18 protein-coding genes are annotated in these 16,295 nt (G+C 70.5%); 12 read left to right on the top strand and 6 right to left on the bottom strand.

What is annotated here, in order from left to right; all coding sequences use genetic code 11:
- Positions 1 to 104: 104 nt before the first annotated feature.
- Entirely contained in the window at positions 105 to 1,253 is a 1,149-nt protein-coding gene (locus tag ACFYY8_RS18285) for a sensor histidine kinase (protein WP_390042169.1), read from the top strand.
- Entirely contained in the window at positions 1,250 to 1,915 is a 666-nt protein-coding gene (locus ACFYY8_RS18280) for a response regulator (RefSeq protein WP_390042167.1), read from the top strand. The genes ACFYY8_RS18285 and ACFYY8_RS18280 overlap by 4 nt, the downstream gene beginning before the upstream one ends.
- 51 nt (positions 1,916 to 1,966) lie before the next feature.
- On the opposite strand, the gene ACFYY8_RS18275 is transcribed toward ACFYY8_RS18280, so the two are convergent.
- On the bottom strand, positions 1,967 to 2,506 hold the full coding sequence (locus ACFYY8_RS18275) for a DUF1062 domain-containing protein (protein ID WP_390042165.1): 540 nt from the start codon (positions 2,504 to 2,506) through the stop codon (positions 1,967 to 1,969).
- 309 nt (positions 2,507 to 2,815) lie between these two features.
- On the opposite strand from ACFYY8_RS18275, the gene ACFYY8_RS18270 reads away from it, so the two are divergent.
- The 4 genes from ACFYY8_RS18270 to ACFYY8_RS18255 all read left to right on the top strand — a co-directional run bounded on the left by ACFYY8_RS18270 (position 2,816) and on the right by ACFYY8_RS18255 (position 5,848).
- Positions 2,816 to 3,673 (top strand): HAD family hydrolase, encoded by an 858-nt coding sequence (locus ACFYY8_RS18270; protein ID WP_390042163.1) that lies wholly within the window; start codon positions 2,816 to 2,818, stop codon positions 3,671 to 3,673.
- Positions 3,674 to 3,761: 88 nt separating this feature from the next.
- Complete coding sequence (locus tag ACFYY8_RS18265; protein WP_390042161.1) at positions 3,762 to 4,259, top strand: pyridoxamine 5'-phosphate oxidase family protein; 498 nt, start codon at positions 3,762 to 3,764, stop codon at positions 4,257 to 4,259.
- Positions 4,260 to 4,289: 30 nt separating this feature from the next.
- Entirely contained in the window at positions 4,290 to 4,697 is a 408-nt protein-coding gene (locus ACFYY8_RS18260; RefSeq protein WP_390042159.1) for a YciI family protein, read from the top strand.
- Positions 4,698 to 4,702: 5 nt separating this feature from the next.
- Positions 4,703 to 5,848 (top strand): RNA polymerase sigma factor, encoded by a 1,146-nt coding sequence (locus ACFYY8_RS18255; protein WP_390042157.1) that lies wholly within the window; start codon positions 4,703 to 4,705, stop codon positions 5,846 to 5,848.
- Positions 5,849 to 5,918: 70 nt separating this feature from the next.
- Here the strand turns inward: ACFYY8_RS18255 and ACFYY8_RS18250 are convergent, their stop codons facing one another.
- The 3 genes from ACFYY8_RS18250 to ACFYY8_RS18240 are packed head-to-tail and all read right to left on the bottom strand — an operon-like array spanning position 5,919 to position 9,290.
- On the bottom strand, positions 5,919 to 6,764 hold the full coding sequence (locus ACFYY8_RS18250) for an alpha/beta fold hydrolase (RefSeq protein ID WP_390042155.1): 846 nt from the start codon (positions 6,762 to 6,764) through the stop codon (positions 5,919 to 5,921).
- Positions 6,764 to 7,696: a VOC family protein gene (locus ACFYY8_RS18245; protein WP_390042153.1), complete on the bottom strand. Its 933-nt coding sequence runs from the start codon at positions 7,694 to 7,696 to the stop codon at positions 6,764 to 6,766. Before ACFYY8_RS18245 ends, ACFYY8_RS18250 begins: the two co-directional genes overlap by 1 nt.
- Positions 7,697 to 7,730: 34 nt before the next feature.
- Positions 7,731 to 9,290: a bifunctional 3-(3-hydroxy-phenyl)propionate/3-hydroxycinnamic acid hydroxylase gene (locus tag ACFYY8_RS18240; RefSeq protein ID WP_390042151.1), complete on the bottom strand. Its 1,560-nt coding sequence runs from the start codon at positions 9,288 to 9,290 to the stop codon at positions 7,731 to 7,733.
- A 138-nt stretch (positions 9,291 to 9,428) separates the two neighbouring features.
- Here ACFYY8_RS18240 and ACFYY8_RS18235 point away from each other — a divergent pair, with 138 nt between their 5' ends.
- On the top strand, positions 9,429 to 10,079 hold the full coding sequence (locus ACFYY8_RS18235; protein WP_390042149.1) for a TetR/AcrR family transcriptional regulator: 651 nt from the start codon (positions 9,429 to 9,431) through the stop codon (positions 10,077 to 10,079).
- Between the two features lie 3 nt (positions 10,080 to 10,082).
- Here ACFYY8_RS18235 and ACFYY8_RS18230 read toward each other — a convergent pair whose 3' ends face one another.
- Positions 10,083 to 10,835: an IclR family transcriptional regulator gene (locus ACFYY8_RS18230; protein ID WP_386196880.1), complete on the bottom strand. Its 753-nt coding sequence runs from the start codon at positions 10,833 to 10,835 to the stop codon at positions 10,083 to 10,085.
- A gap of 91 nt (positions 10,836 to 10,926) precedes the next feature.
- On the opposite strand from ACFYY8_RS18230, the gene ACFYY8_RS18225 reads away from it, so the two are divergent.
- From ACFYY8_RS18225 to ACFYY8_RS18210, 4 genes are read left to right on the top strand one after another with little or no spacing between them, the layout of a single operon-like run.
- Positions 10,927 to 12,081 (top strand): cupin domain-containing protein, encoded by a 1,155-nt coding sequence (locus tag ACFYY8_RS18225; protein WP_390042146.1) that lies wholly within the window; start codon positions 10,927 to 10,929, stop codon positions 12,079 to 12,081.
- Positions 12,078 to 12,911: a fumarylacetoacetate hydrolase family protein gene (locus ACFYY8_RS18220; RefSeq protein ID WP_390042144.1), complete on the top strand. Its 834-nt coding sequence runs from the start codon at positions 12,078 to 12,080 to the stop codon at positions 12,909 to 12,911. Before ACFYY8_RS18225 ends, ACFYY8_RS18220 begins: the two co-directional genes overlap by 4 nt.
- Positions 12,911 to 13,558, top strand: a complete 648-nt coding sequence (locus tag ACFYY8_RS18215; protein ID WP_390042141.1) for a maleylpyruvate isomerase N-terminal domain-containing protein — start codon at positions 12,911 to 12,913, stop codon at positions 13,556 to 13,558. The genes ACFYY8_RS18220 and ACFYY8_RS18215 overlap by 1 nt, the downstream gene beginning before the upstream one ends.
- Positions 13,549 to 14,841 carry an FAD-dependent monooxygenase gene (locus tag ACFYY8_RS18210; protein WP_390042138.1) on the top strand — a complete coding sequence of 431 codons (1,293 nt, stop codon included), beginning with the start codon at positions 13,549 to 13,551 and terminating at the stop codon, positions 14,839 to 14,841. Before ACFYY8_RS18215 ends, ACFYY8_RS18210 begins: the two co-directional genes overlap by 10 nt.
- A 129-nt stretch (positions 14,842 to 14,970) precedes the next feature.
- Here the strand turns inward: ACFYY8_RS18210 and ACFYY8_RS18205 are convergent, their stop codons facing one another.
- A complete protein-coding gene (locus ACFYY8_RS18205) occupies positions 14,971 to 15,855 on the bottom strand; it encodes an esterase-like activity of phytase family protein (protein WP_390042136.1) in 885 nt (294 codons plus the stop codon).
- Here ACFYY8_RS18205 and ACFYY8_RS18200 point away from each other — a divergent pair.
- Positions 15,848 to 16,141 (top strand): hypothetical protein, encoded by a 294-nt coding sequence (locus ACFYY8_RS18200; protein WP_390042134.1) that lies wholly within the window; start codon positions 15,848 to 15,850, stop codon positions 16,139 to 16,141. The genes ACFYY8_RS18205 and ACFYY8_RS18200 overlap by 8 nt on opposite strands.
- Positions 16,142 to 16,295 lie beyond the last annotated feature (154 nt).

The following is a 16,295-nucleotide window of genomic DNA, read 5'->3' as shown; positions in this document are numbered from 1 at the left end:
GACCACGGAGACCCAGCATGCCGACGGCGTCGCCCATGGGACCATCCGGGCGACGCGGTCCGGTACGCCCAGTCCCGGCGTCACCCCCAGGAAAGAGCCTCCCCATGGCCGAGTCGCCCGCACGGCGCGAACCCACTCCTGTCCGGCACTTCGCCCGGATCATCGACATCACACTCGCCGTCCTCACCCTGGTCTTCTTCGTCGCCGTGGCCCTCGCCACCGGGGTGCGCAACCCCTGGCAGGGCCAGATCCCCCTCGGTCTGTTTCTCGGAGCGCTCCTGCTGGTCAGACGCCGCTGGCCGATGACCGTGCTGCTGCTGTCGATCGGCGGTGTCTTCGTCTACCACCTCACCGGACACTGGTCTCCCCCCGGTTGGATCTGGCCGGTCGCGGTCGCCTACTTCACCGTGGCCACCACACCACGTGTGCGCTGGGTGTCCGTCATCGGCCTGGCCCAGCTGGTCTACTCCGCGGTCGACGCCCGCTGGGTCCTGGACAGGAACCCGACCCACTACCTGACCCACGTCGTGGGGGAAGGACTGCTCCTGGCGATCCTCATCGCCGCCGGCCTCACCTACGCCGCCACGACGCGCTGGCGTGAGCGGTTGCGCGAAGCCGACAACCGCGCTCGCGCCGCCGAGGAACGGCTGCACGTCTCACACGAGGTACACGACATCATCGCGCACACCCTGGCCGTCGTCGGGGTGCAGCTCAACGTCGCCGCCGACACCCTCCAGGAGGACCCGGCCGAGGCCGCCGCCGCGCTACGCCTGGCGAAGGACATCAGGAACCGGGCGATGAGCGACCTCCGCTCGCTCATCGCGACCCTGCGGGACAGCCCGGCCGACACCGCGCCCCAGGCGGACCTGGCCTCCCTGGACGCTCTCATCGCGGACATCCGCGCCGCCGGGCTTGAGGTGATCCTCGATGAGCACGGCGACCGCGCGGCCGTCTCCGCCACTCCCGCCATCGCCGTCTACCGCGTCGTGCAGGAGTCCCTCGCCAACACGCTCAAGCACGGGGAGGCGAGTAAGGCCGAGGTGACGATCGGCTACCGGCCACACTCGATCACCGTCGAGATCACCGACGACGGCCGCGGCGTCCCGGGCGGCGCCGATGTCACCGAGGGCCATGGCCTGGCCGGCATGCGCGAACGGGTGAGCGCGCTCGGGGGCGAGTTCACCGCGGGCCCCGTCCCCGGTGGCGGCTTCGCCGTACGGGCCGACATCCCTGTGGCAGGCTCGATGGCATGACGATCAAGGTCCTCCTCGCCGACGACCAGGCGCTCGTACGGGCCGGCTTCCGCAGCCTGCTGGCCCGCTCCCGGGACATCACCGTCGTCGGCGAGGCCCAGGACGGCGACGAAGCCGTACGGCTGGCCGTGAGCACCCGCCCTGACGTGGTTCTCATGGACATCCGCATGCCGGGCACCGACGGGATCACCGCCACGCGCCGCATCGTCACCGACCCGGCCGCCCTGGGCTGCCGCGTCATCATCCTCACCACGTTCGACACCGACGAACATGTCTTCGCCGCCCTGCGCGCCGGAGCCAGCGGCTTCCTCACCAAGGAGGTCGAGCCCGCGGAACTCCGCCGGGCGGTCGCCGCCGTCGCCGGCGGGGACGCGCTCCTGTCGCCGGGCGTCACTCGCCGCGTCGTCGAGCGGTTCGCCCACCGGCAGGACTTCACGCCTGACGCGGGGCGGAGAATGGCCGCCCTCACCTCCCGGGAACTGGAGACGGTCAAGCTCGTGGCGCTCGGACTCTCCAACAACGAGATCGCCGAGCGCCTCGTCATCAGCCCGTTCACCGCCAAGACCCACATCACCAGGGCCATCGCCAAGCTGAACGTGCGCGACAGGGTCCAGCTGGTCATTCTGGCCTACGAGAGCGGCCTCGTACGGCCCGGCGCGTGACAACGGCTCCGGAGAAGGTGAGGCCGGGCGGACCGCCCGGCCTCACCGCCTCTAGTTCTCAGCCATCACGGTGAAGGTGAATCCGGTGCTCGTCGTACGGCGCAGCGAGACGTCGCACTTGATCCGGCGCAGCACCTCGTTCCTGCTGAGGCCGAGCCCCCGTGCGATGAGCCGTTCCGGACGAACCGGCACCGGATCGTCGAAGGTGACCTCCACCTGGACCGGCCATGCCTCGTCGAGCCATGCCGACGGGGTCTCCAGCCGCCAGGCCCCCGTCCAGTCGAGGGTGAAGTGATTGCGCTGGGCGAACAGCGGGTCCAGCAGCCTGGACGCCACCAGTCCCGGATCGTTGGCGAGATAGCCGTCGAGTTCGGCCGGATCGAGGGACCTGACGGGCGCCCGCTCGTGCACGGTGAGCTTGCTCGTCCGGTCGCAGGACACGCAGCGGACCAGCAGCCACACGTCCAGCAGTTTGCCGTTGGCGTTGACGCGGAACCTGCCCTCGCCGGTGGTGGCCGACTCCGACCGGCAGTCCACGCACCGCGACGACAGCAGAGGAAGCCTGGTCCGACGGACGACCCAGGGCAGCACGATATGAGGTTGTGAAGACATGATCTCTCTAGACCTGACACGAGACCGATTACGCGCGGCCTCAAACGCTGTAGGACCGGGCGCGCGAGGGCAGCCCGGCGGAACCGACGAGAGCGTCGGCTACAGGTGAGCGAAGAAACGTGTCAGGTCAAAGAGCAGGCGGGGTCACGCGGTCTTGTCCTCTGTCCTCACGACGACGGTGCTTGGGGCAAGCTACGGGAACGCGGCAGGAGGCCTCAAACGGTTTTCCGACGGGCCCCCCGCTCCGCCCCTCGCGTGCCGGGCCGGGCGCCAAGGGATGATCCTGCCATGGCGGATGTGATTTTCTTCGACCTGGACGGCACCCTGGTGGATCACCGAAGCGCGGTCCTGGAAACGATCGGTCAGATCATCCGGGCCGCGCCCAACGCGACGGCTCCACCGGAGGAGCTGGTGACGTCGTGGTGGACGCTGGAGGGACGCCACATGCGGGAGTACCTGGCCGGTCGGTGTTCCTTCGCCGAACACCACCGGCGCAGGGTCCGCTCCTTCCTGCCCATGCTCGGCGAGCCGGTCCCGGAAGACCCCACTCTTTTGGACTCCTGGATCGCCGAGCGCTACCTCACCGTGTTCGAGAAGTCCTGGCGGAGCTATCCCGACGTCCGGCCATGCCTGGAGACCCTGAAACGACTCCCCCATGGACCGCGTCTGGCCGTTCTCACCAACGGCGACCCCGGACAGCAGCGCGCCAAGCTCGCCCGCTTCGGCCTCCTGGAGTACTTCGAGGCCGTCCTGACCCCGACCGAGCTCGGTACGGCCAAGCCCGCCGCCTACGCCGCCGCCTGCCGGTGGATGGGAACGGACCCGGCGCGGGCGGTCAACGTGGGCGACATGCTGGAAAGCGACGTGCGCGCGGCCGTCCTCGCCGGGCTCACCGGTGTCTGGCTGGACCGCGGCGTCGACTTCGTCACCGGTGGACCGTCACCGGCGGCGGACGAGACCGTGCTCCGCGTCGAACGTCTCACCGATCTCCCCGGCCGCCTGTCGCTCACGGAGGAGACGCGTCGGCACAGATCTCCGAGCGGCGTGGTGACCCCACCGGCATGGTCGGTCGGTTCACCCCCGGGGCTCACGACCGGCGGGTCCCGCAGCGCGGACGACCGTCTCGGCGGAGGTGGCCGGAAATAATCTGAGATTCGGAGCCGGCGGATGTCGAGAACGCTCCGACGGCTCCGTCCCCGGGGCGGATCACGACAACGACCCTGGAGGAACGGCCATGAGAGCGAACGAGATCACCGAGATTCTGGACCGGCCGACCAGCCGGGAGCTGCTGGCCCGTCACGTGGCCCGGCTGGCGTACGTGGCCAAGGACGGCACGCCCAGGAACATTCCGATCGCGTTCACCTGGAACGGCTCGGAGATCGTCATGTGCACCACGAAGAACGCCCCGAAGCTTCCGGCCCTGCGTGAGAACCCGATGGTCGCCCTGACGATCGACACCGAGGTGCACCCGCCCAAGATCCTGCTGATCCGCGGACGGGCCGGGCTGGACGTCGTCGACGGCATCCCGGACGAGTACCTCCAGATCAACGGCTCGTACGAGATGACCCCCGAACAGCGGGTCGAGTGGGAGGCCGAGGTCCGCTCGCTCTACGACGGCATGGTCCGGATCGTGGTGACCCCGACGTGGGCGAAATTGATCGACTTCGAGACGACCCTGCCGAGCGCGGTCGAGGAACTGATCCGGCTGCGGGCCGAGCGTGAGAACGCCTGAGAACGACCCCGACCACACCAAGGAGAACTCATGGCCAAGTACCTGCTGCTCAAGCACTACCGGGGCGCTCCCGCATCGGTCAACGACGTGCCGATGGACCAGTGGAGGCCGGAGGAGGTCTCGGCCCACGTGCAGTACATGCTGGACTTCATCGCCCGGCTGGAGAGCACGGGCGAGTTCGTCGAGACCCACGCGCTCTCCCCGGAGGGCACGTTCGTCCGCTACGACGGCGAGGGGCGGCCCCCGGTCACCGACGGCCCGTTCCCGGAGACCAAGGATCTGATCGCCGGCTGGCTGGTGATCGACGTCGACGGCTACGAGCGGGCGCTCGAACTGGCGGGCGAGCTGTCGGCGGCTCCGGGCGCGGGCGGGAAGCCGATCCACGAATGGCTGGAGGTGCGCCCGTTCCTGGGTGAGCTTCCGGCCATCACGGACTGACGCACGTGGACGAGTCCCTGCTGCGGGCCCTCACCCCCACGGTGATCGGCGTCCTCGTCCGCCGCGGAGCCGACTTCGCCGCCGCCGAGGACGCCGTACAGGACGCCCTGGTCAAGGCCGTACGCGTGTGGCCGGACGACCCACCGGACGACCCCAAGGGCTGGCTGGTCACCGTGGCCTGGCGCAAGTTCCTCGACACCGCCCGCGCCGACGCCTCCCGGCGGCACCGCGAGACAAGCGTCGAGGCCGAGCCAGTACCGGGTCCCGGCGGGGCCGTGGACGACACGCTCCAGCTGTACTTCCTGTGCGCCCACCCGTCCCTGACGCCGGCCTCGGCCGTCGCGCTCACGCTGCGCGCGGTCGGCGGCCTGACCACACGCCAGATCGCGCAGGCCTACCTCGTACCGGAGGCGACCATGGCCCAGCGCATCAGCAGGGCCAAGCGGACGGTCTCGTCCGTCAGGTTCAACCAGCCCGGTGACGTGGCCACGGTGCTGCGTGTGCTCTACCTCGTCTTCAACGAGGGGCACGGCGGGGACGTCGACCTGGCCGCCGAGGCGATCCGCCTCACCCGCCTGCTCTTCGCCCTGACCGGCGAGCCCGAGGTCGCGGGGCTGCTCGCGCTCATGCTGCTGCACCACGCGCGCCGGGCGTCCCGCACCGGCCCCGGGGGGCGCCTGGTGCCGCTCGCAGAGCAGGACCGGTCGCGCTGGGACACCCGCCTGATCGCCGAAGGAGTGACGATCCTGCAGGCGGCGCTGGCCCGCGACCGGCTGGGCGAGTACCAGGCGCAGGCCGCGATCGCCGCCCTGCACGCGGACGCCCGGAGCACCTCCGAGACCGACTGGCCGCAGATCGTGGAGTGGTACGACGAATTGCTGCTCCTGACCGGCAGCCCGGTCGTACGGCTCAACCGCGCGGTGGCGGTCGGCGAGGCCGACGGGCCGCGGGCGGGCCTGGCGGCACTGGCCGAGGTGAGCCCCGGCCTGCCCCGTTACGCCGCGGTACGGGCCTACCTGATCGAACGCACCGGTGACCTCGCGCAGGCCGCCGAACTGTACGCCGAGGCCGCCCGTGCGGCGACCAGCCTGCCGGAACGCGACCACCTCACCCGCGAGGCCGCCCGGGTACGGCAACCGCCGCAGACGTGAGTACGGGCTCACCCCGGTCGTGCCCGCCGCGTCGACGGCCCCGGCTGACGGCCGGGGCCGATCGGCCGGGTCAGTTGTTCGCGACGAAGTCGGTGACCAGCCGGTTGAACTCGTCGGCGTGCTCGATCATCGCCCAGTGCCCGCAGTGGTTGAGCAGCACCAGCCTGCTGTTCGGGATGTTCGCCAGCAGGTACAGAGAGGTCTCGAACGAGACGACGCGGTCGTCGCGGCCGTGGATGAGCAGGGTCGGCACCTGGATCGCCGGCAACGCCTCCGGCCTGACCCACTTCGGCAGCGGCGCGCCCTTCGGCAGGCCGTCCACGTAGTTGCGCAGATGGTCCGGACGGGCGAGCGCGGCGTCCGAACGCGCCTGGCACAGCTCGGGGGTGGCGAACCGGGCCTTGTCGTAGACCATGATCTCGACAAGCCTGCGCATGTTCTCCGGGCTCGCGTCGTGGTAGGCCTCGATCAGCACCTTGAGACCCTCGGAGGGGCCGCCACCGGCGCCGAAGAGCGTGGGCATCCGGCCGACCGGCGGACCCATGGTGACCAGGTGCGAGATCCGGTCCGGGTGCTCGGTGGCCAGACGCAGCGAGGTCTGACCGCCCATCGAGTTGCCGACGAACGCGGCCCTCTCGATGCCGAGGGCGTCCAGGAACTGGATCACCGCCTCCACGTGGTCGAGCCGGTCGACGGTCGCGGGGTCCGACTCGCCCCAACCGGGCATGTCGACGGCGTACACGTGGAAGTGCTCGGCCAGCGCCTCGATGTTGCCCGCGAAGTTGCTCCACCCGGTCGCGCCCGGCCCGCTGCCGTGCAGCAGGACGACCGGGTGGCCGGAGCCCGCCTCGTAGTAGCGGAGCTTCCAGTCGTTCGTCTGGACCGTGCGGGCGATGTCCTTGGGGTCGAGGGTCATCAGTGGTCTTCTCCGTTCGGTGCGGGTGCGGCGGCGAGCAGTTCGGCGACGACGGCCGAGGGGCGGTGACCCCAGCTGTGCAGCTTGTCGAGCGTCCTGACCTCCCACGTCTCGTCGTCGATGATCAGCCCGCCCCAGCCGTACTCGACGCTGAAGCCCGAGGGCGTGAAGACGTAGAAGCTGAACATGTGGTCGTTCGGGTGCATGCCGAGTGTCATCTCGAACGGCTGCTTGGCGTCCATGCACCGGTCGTAGGCCCTGCCGACGTCGCGGATGTCGGTCACCTCGACCATGAAGTGGTGGGTCCTCTTCGGCGACGGCAGGTCGCCGAAGGCCACGGTGTGGTGGCGGCCGTTGCAGTGCAGGAAGATCAGGTCGGCGACCACGCCCGGGGTCACCTCCTCGACGATGATGTCGCTGACCTTGAAGCCGAGCAGGTCGATGTAGAAGCCCAGGTAGGTCTCCCGGGAGACGTCGTGCGCCAGGAGGACCTGGTGGCCCGCGCCGCCTGCGCCCGTCACGAAGTCACCGAGCAGCTTGGCGGACTCGAACGGAGTGCCGGCGTCGGCCAGGCCGGTGACCAGCTCGATGCGGTTGCCCATCGGGTCCGCGGTGACGAAGATCCGCTCCACCTTGCGGGCGGCGGCGAGGGCGGAGTCGCCCTCGGTGACCTCGATCCCGGCCGCGCGCACCTTCTCGACCAGCGCGTCGAGCTCGGCCGTGTCGACGACCTCGTAGCCCGTGGCCACCAGGTCGTCGGCGGGACCCTCGGTGACGATCCAGCGATGGGCCTTCTCGTCGGTGCGCAGGGTGAACCCGGTGCCGGTCCTCTCGCCGATCGGCATGCCCAGCAGCTCGACGCCGAAGTGCTCCCAGTCGGCGAGGTCGCTGACCTCGTAGACGACGTAACCGAGCTCCTTGACTCGGGGCATCTCTGTTCTCCTTCTTCTCAGGTTCTCAGGTTTCTCAGGCGGGCATGGCGAGGGCGGGTACGGCGAGGCCGCCGACGTCGGACGCGGCGACGAACCTGTCGGGGCGCAGCGCCACGGCACGGGCGCCGTACCTGCGCAGCCACGGCAGGAGGACCTCGTCCAGGTCGACCAGTTCGTCCGGCCCCCGCGTGTACGCCGTCTTCGGCCGCACCGCGACGTAGCGCGCGCCGAGCGCGTCCCAGTCCGCCTTCTCCTCCGCCGTCAGCAGGGTCGCGGGGTCGACGTCGTCGCCGAGCAGCACGAAGCCGTCGCCGAGGAGGTCGTCCAGGCGTACCATCCGGCCGATCGCGTCGCCGGCGATCGGCTGCGGGACCATCCGGCCGACGATGCTGGCGTCGCCCAGCGGACCCCTGATCCAGCCGCCCTCAAGTACCGGCGGGGCGATGAGCGGCGGCTCGAACGGGGTGACCGTGTCCTGGGGCGCCGCGTTCATCGCGTCCTGCTCCTGTTCGGACAGCTCCTGCTTGATGACCCGCCCGAGCTGGACCGCGAGGCCGGTGTAGAAGGCGGCGTTCGGGCGGCGCTCCGCCTCGTAGGTCTCCAGCCAGCTCTCGGGCAGCTCGCCTTTGATCACGCGGGCGAGTTTCCAGCACAGGTTGTGGGCGTCGCGCATTCCGGTCTGCATTCCGGCGCCCGCCCACGGCGGCATCAGGTGGGCCGCGTCGCCGGCCAGGAAGACCCGGCCCCGGCGCCAGGTGTCGGCCATCCGGGTGTGGTGCCGGTAGAAGGCGTGCTGGTGGATCTCGACGTCCTCCTCCGTGACGCCGAGCGCCTGGAGCAGCGGCCACACCTCGGCGCTGGTCGGGTAGTCCGCCGGGGACTCGTCGGGCTTGAGCGGGATCTCCCAGCGGTGGTTGCCTGCGGACAGCGCGATGTCGACGACCGGGCGTTCCTTGTCGGACCAGAAGGTCAGGAAGTCGCGGTCGGGCCACCACCGCTTGACGCGGCAGTCGATGACCACCCATGTGACGTCGTTGGTGTCGCCCAGCAACCGGCAGCCCACCTCGTCCCGGGTCCTGCTGCTGCCGCCGTCGGCGCCGATCGCGTACCGGGCGCGGACGGTGCGGGTCTCACCGGTCGCGGTGTCCGTCGCGGTGACGGTGACGCCCTTGTCGTGCTGGTCGATTCCGGTGACCTCGGCGCCGTAGTGGACGGTGATGCGGTCGCCGTACTCCAGCGTGGCGGCGCGCAGTTCGGTCTCCATCGTCGGCTGGTAGATGTTGTAGAAGCGCGGCTTGCGGCCCAGCGTCGAGGGCGGGTGCTCGACCCGCATGATCTCCGTGCCGTCGTAGGTCACCCAGCGCAGGGCCCGCTGGGGGTCGATCTTCTTCTCGATCCGCTCGTCGATGCCGAGATCCTGGAAGATCCGCATCGTCCAGTCGTTGACGGTCACGGCCCGGGCTCGGGGGTAGATGTCCCTGTCCCGTTCGAGGGCGACGGCGGAGACTCCGTACCTGGCGAGGGTGAGTGCGGCGATCACACCGGTCGGGCCGTATCCGATGATCGCGACATCCGCGTCGTAGCTCTCGGTCATGCGCTGACTCCGTTGTCCTGGCCGCGTGTGCTCGGCGCGGCAGTTTTGGACCGATCGGTCGGTACGATAGTGAGGAGGGTAACAATGACCAGCGGCGATGTGTCAAGAGCCGCCCTCCGGGTCCCTAGAATTCGGCGGGTGGACAAGCCCGCGCCGAAGGCGCAGACCGGGAACCGCCGAGGCCGTCGGTCACGCCAGGAGATCCTCGACGCGACCGCCCGGGTGATGTCCGTGCGTGGCTACGCCGGCACGTCGATGTCGACGCTCATCAAGGAGACGGGCCTGCCGAGGAGCGCCTTCTACCACCACTTCGAGTCCAAGGCGGGGCTGCTGTCGGCCGTCATGTCCCAGGGGGCGAGCGACTACTTCGACGCCATGCGCGAAGCCCACCGGAACCCGCCGGAGGGCGGCACCCCGCGCGAGCGTCTCGGGTGGTACCTGCGCAGGACCGGCGAGGTCTTCGAGCACCGGGAGGAGTTCCTGCGCCTGCTGCTGGTGCTGGTCATGAGCAACGAGGCGGCCGAGGCGCCGGAGGCGCTGCGAACCGTGATCGCGGTCCGCGACGAGGGCCGCGACTACATGCGGCACATGGTCCGCTCCTCGTTCCTGAGCGAGGGCGAGGAGGCCGCGAACGCGGTCGCGGACGCCCTCGCCCACTTCGGCATGGCCGGGTTCGACGGCGCGTTCGTCTCACTCCAGTCGGAGGACGGCAAGCCGATCTCGGAGTTCATGGAGCAGCTCGCCGACGCCATGACGGCGATCGGCGAGGCGCTGATCGCCCGCCGCTGAGCCTCAGAGGGCGCGCGTGATCGCGTCGGCGGCGGCCGTGAGCGCCGCGGTGAGCGGCTTGACCTGCTCCGGCGAGTAGCGGACGCTGGGCATCGAGATCGACAGCGCCGCGACGGTCGCGCCGGAGCGATCTCTCACCGCGCACCCCATCGCGGTCACGCCTCGCTCGGTGCGCTCAAGGTTGAGCACGACGCCGCTGAGCCGTACAGAGCGGAGCTCACGGCGAAGCCTCGTCAGGTCGGGCAGTTCCTCGGCGGGGTCGTGCCGGTCGTCGGCGGCGTACAGGGTCACGAGTTCCTCGTCCGGGAGCGCCGCCAACGCCACCAGGCCGCCGGTCGCCTGGTGGGCCGGGAAGACCATGCCCTCGCGGCTGCCCACCCGCAGGGCCTGGGCGCACTCGACCGAGGCGATGAACCGGACGTTCCTGCCGGTGCGGATGCTGAGGTTGACGGTCTCGTCGATCCGGTCGACCAGGGCCCGCATCGGCCCGAGGGCCGCCGCCCGGAGCGTGCCGACGTCGGACTGGGCCCGCTCGGCGAGGGCGAGGATGGGTCCCACCCGGTAGGTCCGGTCCTCGTCCTGCACCGCGAAGTCGCGGTAGACCAGCGCGGTCAGCAGCCGGTGGGCCGTGGAACGGGCGACGCCCAGCCGTTCGGCCGCCGCGGAGACCGTGATCGCCCCGTCGAGCTGGAGGATCTGCGCGAGCCTGAGGGCGTGGTCGACGCTGTTCGAGGCGTAGGCCGGCGGAGTCTTCATCGGCTTCACCATGGTCCGATCCTGACACAACCTGTTCTGCTGTGCAGAATCCTCTGTTCCTGATCCGTCGCGTCAGCGGATAGTCAGGACCATGTCCGACGCGCACGCCATCACGTCGCCGGTCAGCGTCACCGCTGAGGACCGGCCCGACCAGCCTCCCGTCAGCCCCGAGCTCGAGGACCTCTACCGCGGGTTCGAGAAGGCGCTGCTCGTCCCGCTGTGGACGGAGATCGGCGACCTGATGCCGCGGCACCCGCGCTCCAAGGCCCGGCCGCACCGCTGGAACTGGAGCGAGCTGCTCGAACTCGCCGGCCGTTCCGGGAATCTGGTCCCGGTCGGCCGCGGCGGCGAGCGCCGCGCGATCGCGCTGGCCAATCCGGGCCTGGGCGGCAAGCCCTACGCGACCCCGACCCTGTGGGCCGCGATCCAGTACCTGATGCCGGGCGAGGACGCGCCCGAGCACCGGCACACCCAGAACGCCTTCCGCTTCGTCGTCGAGGGTGAGGGCGTGTGGACCGTGGTCGAGCGCGACCCGGTGCCGATGCGCCGGGGCGACTTCCTTCCCCAGCCCGGCCTGCACTGGCACGCCCACCACAACTCGGCGAGCACGCCGATGGCCTGGATCGACGGGCTCGACATCCCGTTCCAGTACGGCATCGAGGGGCAGTTCTTCGACTTCGGCCGGGACACCCTCACCGAGGAGGAGCACGCCACCCCCGATCGTTCCCGCGCCGAGCGGCTCTGGGGACACCCCGGCCTGGCACCGGTCTCACAGCTCGGCCGCCGCGAGGGCACACCCCTTCTGCGTTACCGCTGGGCGGACACCGACGCCGCGCTGACCGGCCAGCTCACGCTGGAGCGGGAGGGCCACCCGGCCACGGTCGAGCTGGGCCACGCCCTGGTCCGCTACACCAACCCGACCACCTCCGACGACGTGCTGCCGACGATCCGGGCGCAGTTCCACCGGATCACCACGGGCACGGAGACCGCGCCGTACCGGGAGACCGGCTCGTCGGTCTACCAGGTCTTCGACGGGTCCGGCCGGGTCACCGTCGGCGACCGGTCCTGGACGGTGACCCGCGGAGATCTCTTCGTCGTTCCGTCCTGGCAGCCGCTTTCCATCCGCTCGGAGGCGTCGGCGTCCGACTCCGACTCGGGCGCGCTCGACCTGTTCCAGTTCGGCGACGCCCCGATCTTCACCAAGCTCAACCTGTTTCGCAGCCACACCGAGAGGGACAGCCGATGAAGCTCGCCACCATCCGCCTGGGTGACCAGCGCACCGCCGCCGTCCGCGTCGACGGCGACCAACTCGTCGAGGTGGGCCTGCCCGACGTCGGCGCCGTGCTGGCCGCGCCCGGCGGTCTCGCGGCCGCCGCGACGGCCGACGGCCCCCGGCACCCGCTCGCCGGAGCCGACCTGGCCCCGGTCGTGCCCCGGCCCGGCAAGGTCATCTGCGTCGGGCTGAACTACCAGAACCACATCAAGGAGATGGGCCGCGACCTCCCGGAGTACCCGACCCTCTTCTCCAAGTTCACCGACACCCTCATCGGCGCCACCGACGACATCCGGCGCCCCGAGGAGACCGAGCAGTTCGACTGGGAGGCCGAACTCGCCGTCGTCGTCGGCCAGCAGATACGCCGGGCGGACGAGGAGCAGGCGGTCGCCGCGATCGCGGGGTTCACCGTGCTCAACGACATCACGTGCCGCGACTGGCAGTTCCGGACCCGGGAATGGCTGCAGGGCAAGAACTGGGACTCGACCACCCCGATCGGCCCGTTCCTCGTCACCGCCGACGAGACCGGTCCGCGGCCGGCGCTCGGCATCCGCTGCGAGATCGACGGTCAGGTGACGCAGTCCGACAACACCGGCGACCTGCTCTTCGACCCGGTCCACCTGATCCGCTACGTCTCGACGATGGTGCGTCTCAACCCGGGCGACGTGATCGCGACCGGCACCCCCGGCGGGGTCGGTCACGCCCGCAGGCCACCGGTCTTCCTGAAGGGCGGCGAGCTGGTCGTGACCGAGATCGAGGGTCTCGGCCGCCTTGAGAACCGCGTCGTCCCCGAAGGCCCGTGATGGCACGCGACCTCGCCACCACACTCGCGTGGGTCGAAACAGGGACCCGGCTGTGCGTGTCGGCGATCACCGGCCTGTCCGAGAAGGAGTACGGCGCCGCCTCGGCCCTGCCCGGCTGGACGCGCAAGCACCTCGTGGCGCATCTGGCCGCGAACGCCGAGGCGGTCGGCAACCTGATCCACTGGGCGCGCACCGGTGAGAGGACCCCGATGTACGACTCTCCGCAGGAACGCGCCGAGGGGATCGAGCGGGGTGCCCGGCTGGGCGCCGACGAACTGTCGCGGTGGTTCGCCGAGTCCGCCGCGGCCCTGTCCACCGCGATGGCGGCGCTGCCCGACGAGGCGTGGCGGGTCCAGGTGGTGACCGCGCAAGGCCGTACCGTGCCGGCGAGCGAGGTTCCGTGGATGCGCAGCCGGGAGGTCATGGTGCACGCCGTGGACCTCGCCACCGGGCTCACCTTCGCCGACCTTCCCGACGGCTTCCTGCTGGCCCTGCGGGAGGACGTCCTCGCCAAGCGGGGCCTCGACGCGGTACCCGGCGTAGAAGGGTCCCTGGCCGACGTCACCGCCTACCTGGCCGGACGTCCCGCGACCGGGGTGACCGCCGTCGGCGGCGGCCTCCCACCGACTCTGCCTCCGTGGCTGTGACGAGAAGGACCGATCCCATGGGCGTCTTCCCCTCAACCCGCGCTGACGTGATCATCGTCGGGGGCGGCATCGGCGGCCTGTCCGCGGCGCTCGCCCTGACCCGCCAGGGGCTGCGGGTCAGGGTGCACGAGCGGGCGTCGGTGTTCGGCGAGGTCGGCGCGGGCCTCCAGCTGGCGCCGAACTGCACCCGCATCCTGGACCGCTACGGACTGCTGGAGGAAGCGGCCTCCCTCGGCGTGTTGCCCGAGGCCATGGTCATGAAGGACGCCGTGGACGACGACGACCTGACCCGGCTGGACCTGCGCGACCTGGAACGCCGTTACGGCTACCCCTACCTGGTGATCCACCGCAGCGACCTGCACGGGATCCTGCTCCGCGCCTGCGAGCGGGCGGGTGTCGAGCTCCTGACCGACGCCCACTGCACGTCGTACGAGAACGTCGCCGGTGGCGCCAGGGTCCGTTTCGCCGACGGCGGCGCCGACGAGGCGGAGGTGGTGATCGCCGCGGACGGGCTGCACTCGGTCGCCCGCGAGCTGCTGGTCAAGGACGAGCCGGTGAGTTCGGCGTACGTCGCCTACCGTGGCGCCGTGCCGTTCGAGAAGGTCGCCGACAACGGCATCCACGACAGGGACGTCGTCGTGTACGTCGGCCCTCGCTGTCACTTCGTCCAGTACCCGCTGCGGGGCGGTGAGATGTTCAACCAGGTCGCCGTGTTCGAGTCACCGAAGGCGCTGGCCGGCGAGGACGACTGGGGAACACCGGACGAACTGGACGCGGCGTTCGCGGGAACCTGCGAGCGGGTCCAGAAGGGGCTGCCGCTGATGTGGCGCGACCGGTGGTGGCGGATGTACGACCGCGACCCGATCATGACCTGGGTGACCGGCCGGATCGCGCTGCTCGGCGACGCGGCTCACCCGCCCCTGCAGTACATGGCGCAGGGCGCGATCATGGCGATCGAGGACGGCTGGGTACTCGGGGAGCACGTCGCCGCCCAGCGCGCGCGACGGACCGGTGACGGCTCCGGCGTCGACTGGGACGCGGCACTGGCCGCCTACGAGGCCGTACGGCCCGAGCACTGCCGCCGCGTCGTCACCACCGCCCGGACATGGGGCGAGCTGTGGCACCTCGAAGGCGTCCTGAGGCTGCGGCGCAACGCCCTCCTGCGTGGCCGCGACGTCTACGACTACTCGTTCGTCGACTGGATCTACGGCCCCACGGCACTGGTCCCCGAGGACGAACCGGAGATGTTCCAGCCGATCCCCCTCGACACCGTGCCGCTTTGACGGTGCCGCTTTGAGGGTGCCGCTTTTGACCGAGGCGGACGGTACCGCCCCGGGCGACACGACCGGCAGGGACGCTTTGGCGCCGTCCGGTGCCGCCGGGTCGCCCGGGCACGTGTTCTCGACGGCCGGTCAGCAGGTGACGGTGCCCTTACGGATGGCGTGGCCTCCGTCGTTGTCGTCGTCGGCCCAGTAGACGGGCTTGGACCCGTTGACGCATTCGTCGGCTCCGGCGAGGGAGAAGCCCTCGTTGTTGTAGTCGGGCATGCCGGTGGGCCGGTCGTAGACCGCGGTGACGGCGAAGACCCCTGAGGCGTCGACCTTCAGGGTGCGGTGCTGCCCGCCGCAGTTGTCGTCGCAGACGGCCCACAGACGGAAGGCCTGCGGTTCCCACTGCAGTTCCATGACACCGGCCATGCCGCTGCTGGTCGAGGAGACCCGGGTGAAGGCCCCGGAGTCCTCAAGGACATAGCCGTGGATCACGCCGGTGCCTTCGACGCCGACGAAGAAAACACCTCCGGTGTGAGCGCCGTAGCCACCGGGGTCGTAGGCCGTACCGGTCGAGGCGTCCTTGAACCCGGCGCCGGTGAGGTAGCCGTCGGGAATCCAGGTGATGCCCTCGAAGCCGAGGTTGGAGCCCACGGACGGCAGGCTCGCGGTGAGATTCCACTCCTTGGTCGCGGTCAGCGTCGTGCCGCTGCCGGAGACGTCGTAGCGCAGGACGGAGAGCCGACTGCTGCCGGAACCGTTGCGCTCGCTGGAGACGAACACCCCTCCGGCCGCGCCGGAGCCGGTGACGGTGACGCCCTCACTGTCGGGGGCGCCGGAGCCGCCGGGGAAGCGAAGCGTCTTGCCGGAGGTCCAGCCGCCGGTGGTGTCGGGCTTCCAGCCGCCGGAGCCGTTCGGGACCAGGCGCCACAGCCTGCCGCTGTTCTGCGCGCCCCACAGCACCCCGCCGGTCTGGTGGAGACCGCTGAGGTCCTCACCGAAGACGTTCGATCCGTCGGCGGTGGACACCGAGGCACCGCCCGGCCAGGCGACCGATGCCAGGGAGCTCGCCGGGGCGACCACGTTTTCTGTGGCTTTTGTGATTTTTGTGACGGGCGCGACGGATGCCGCGTTGGCGATCGTCGGTGTGGCCATCATGCCGAGCGCCATCGCGCCGGCGATCAGGATTCCGCGGGCCGGTCGGCCGGATAACGGGCGGGTGGTCCGAGAGATACTGCCATTCACAGGCGAACTGCCTTTCAATGAGCGAACGGCTGCCCGCGTCGGCCGCCAGGAGCAGCCGGAACAGGCATAAACGACAAAATTCTGATCATTCGGCATGAATGCCGAATGAATCGCATACGTCGTCACACCGTCCGCAGCGTGAGGCAACGCCGACGTTCCCGGTGGGTTTCACGGTGCCGCACGCCCGCCCGCGGCCCTGGGGGATGCTCCGCTTTGCCCGCCGC

The organism is Streptosporangium sp. NPDC001559 (assembly GCF_042893955.1).
In the GTDB taxonomy this organism is placed as follows: Bacteria; Actinomycetota; Actinomycetes; order Streptosporangiales; family Streptosporangiaceae; genus Streptosporangium.
This window is presented reverse-complemented; position numbering and strand designations above follow the sequence as displayed.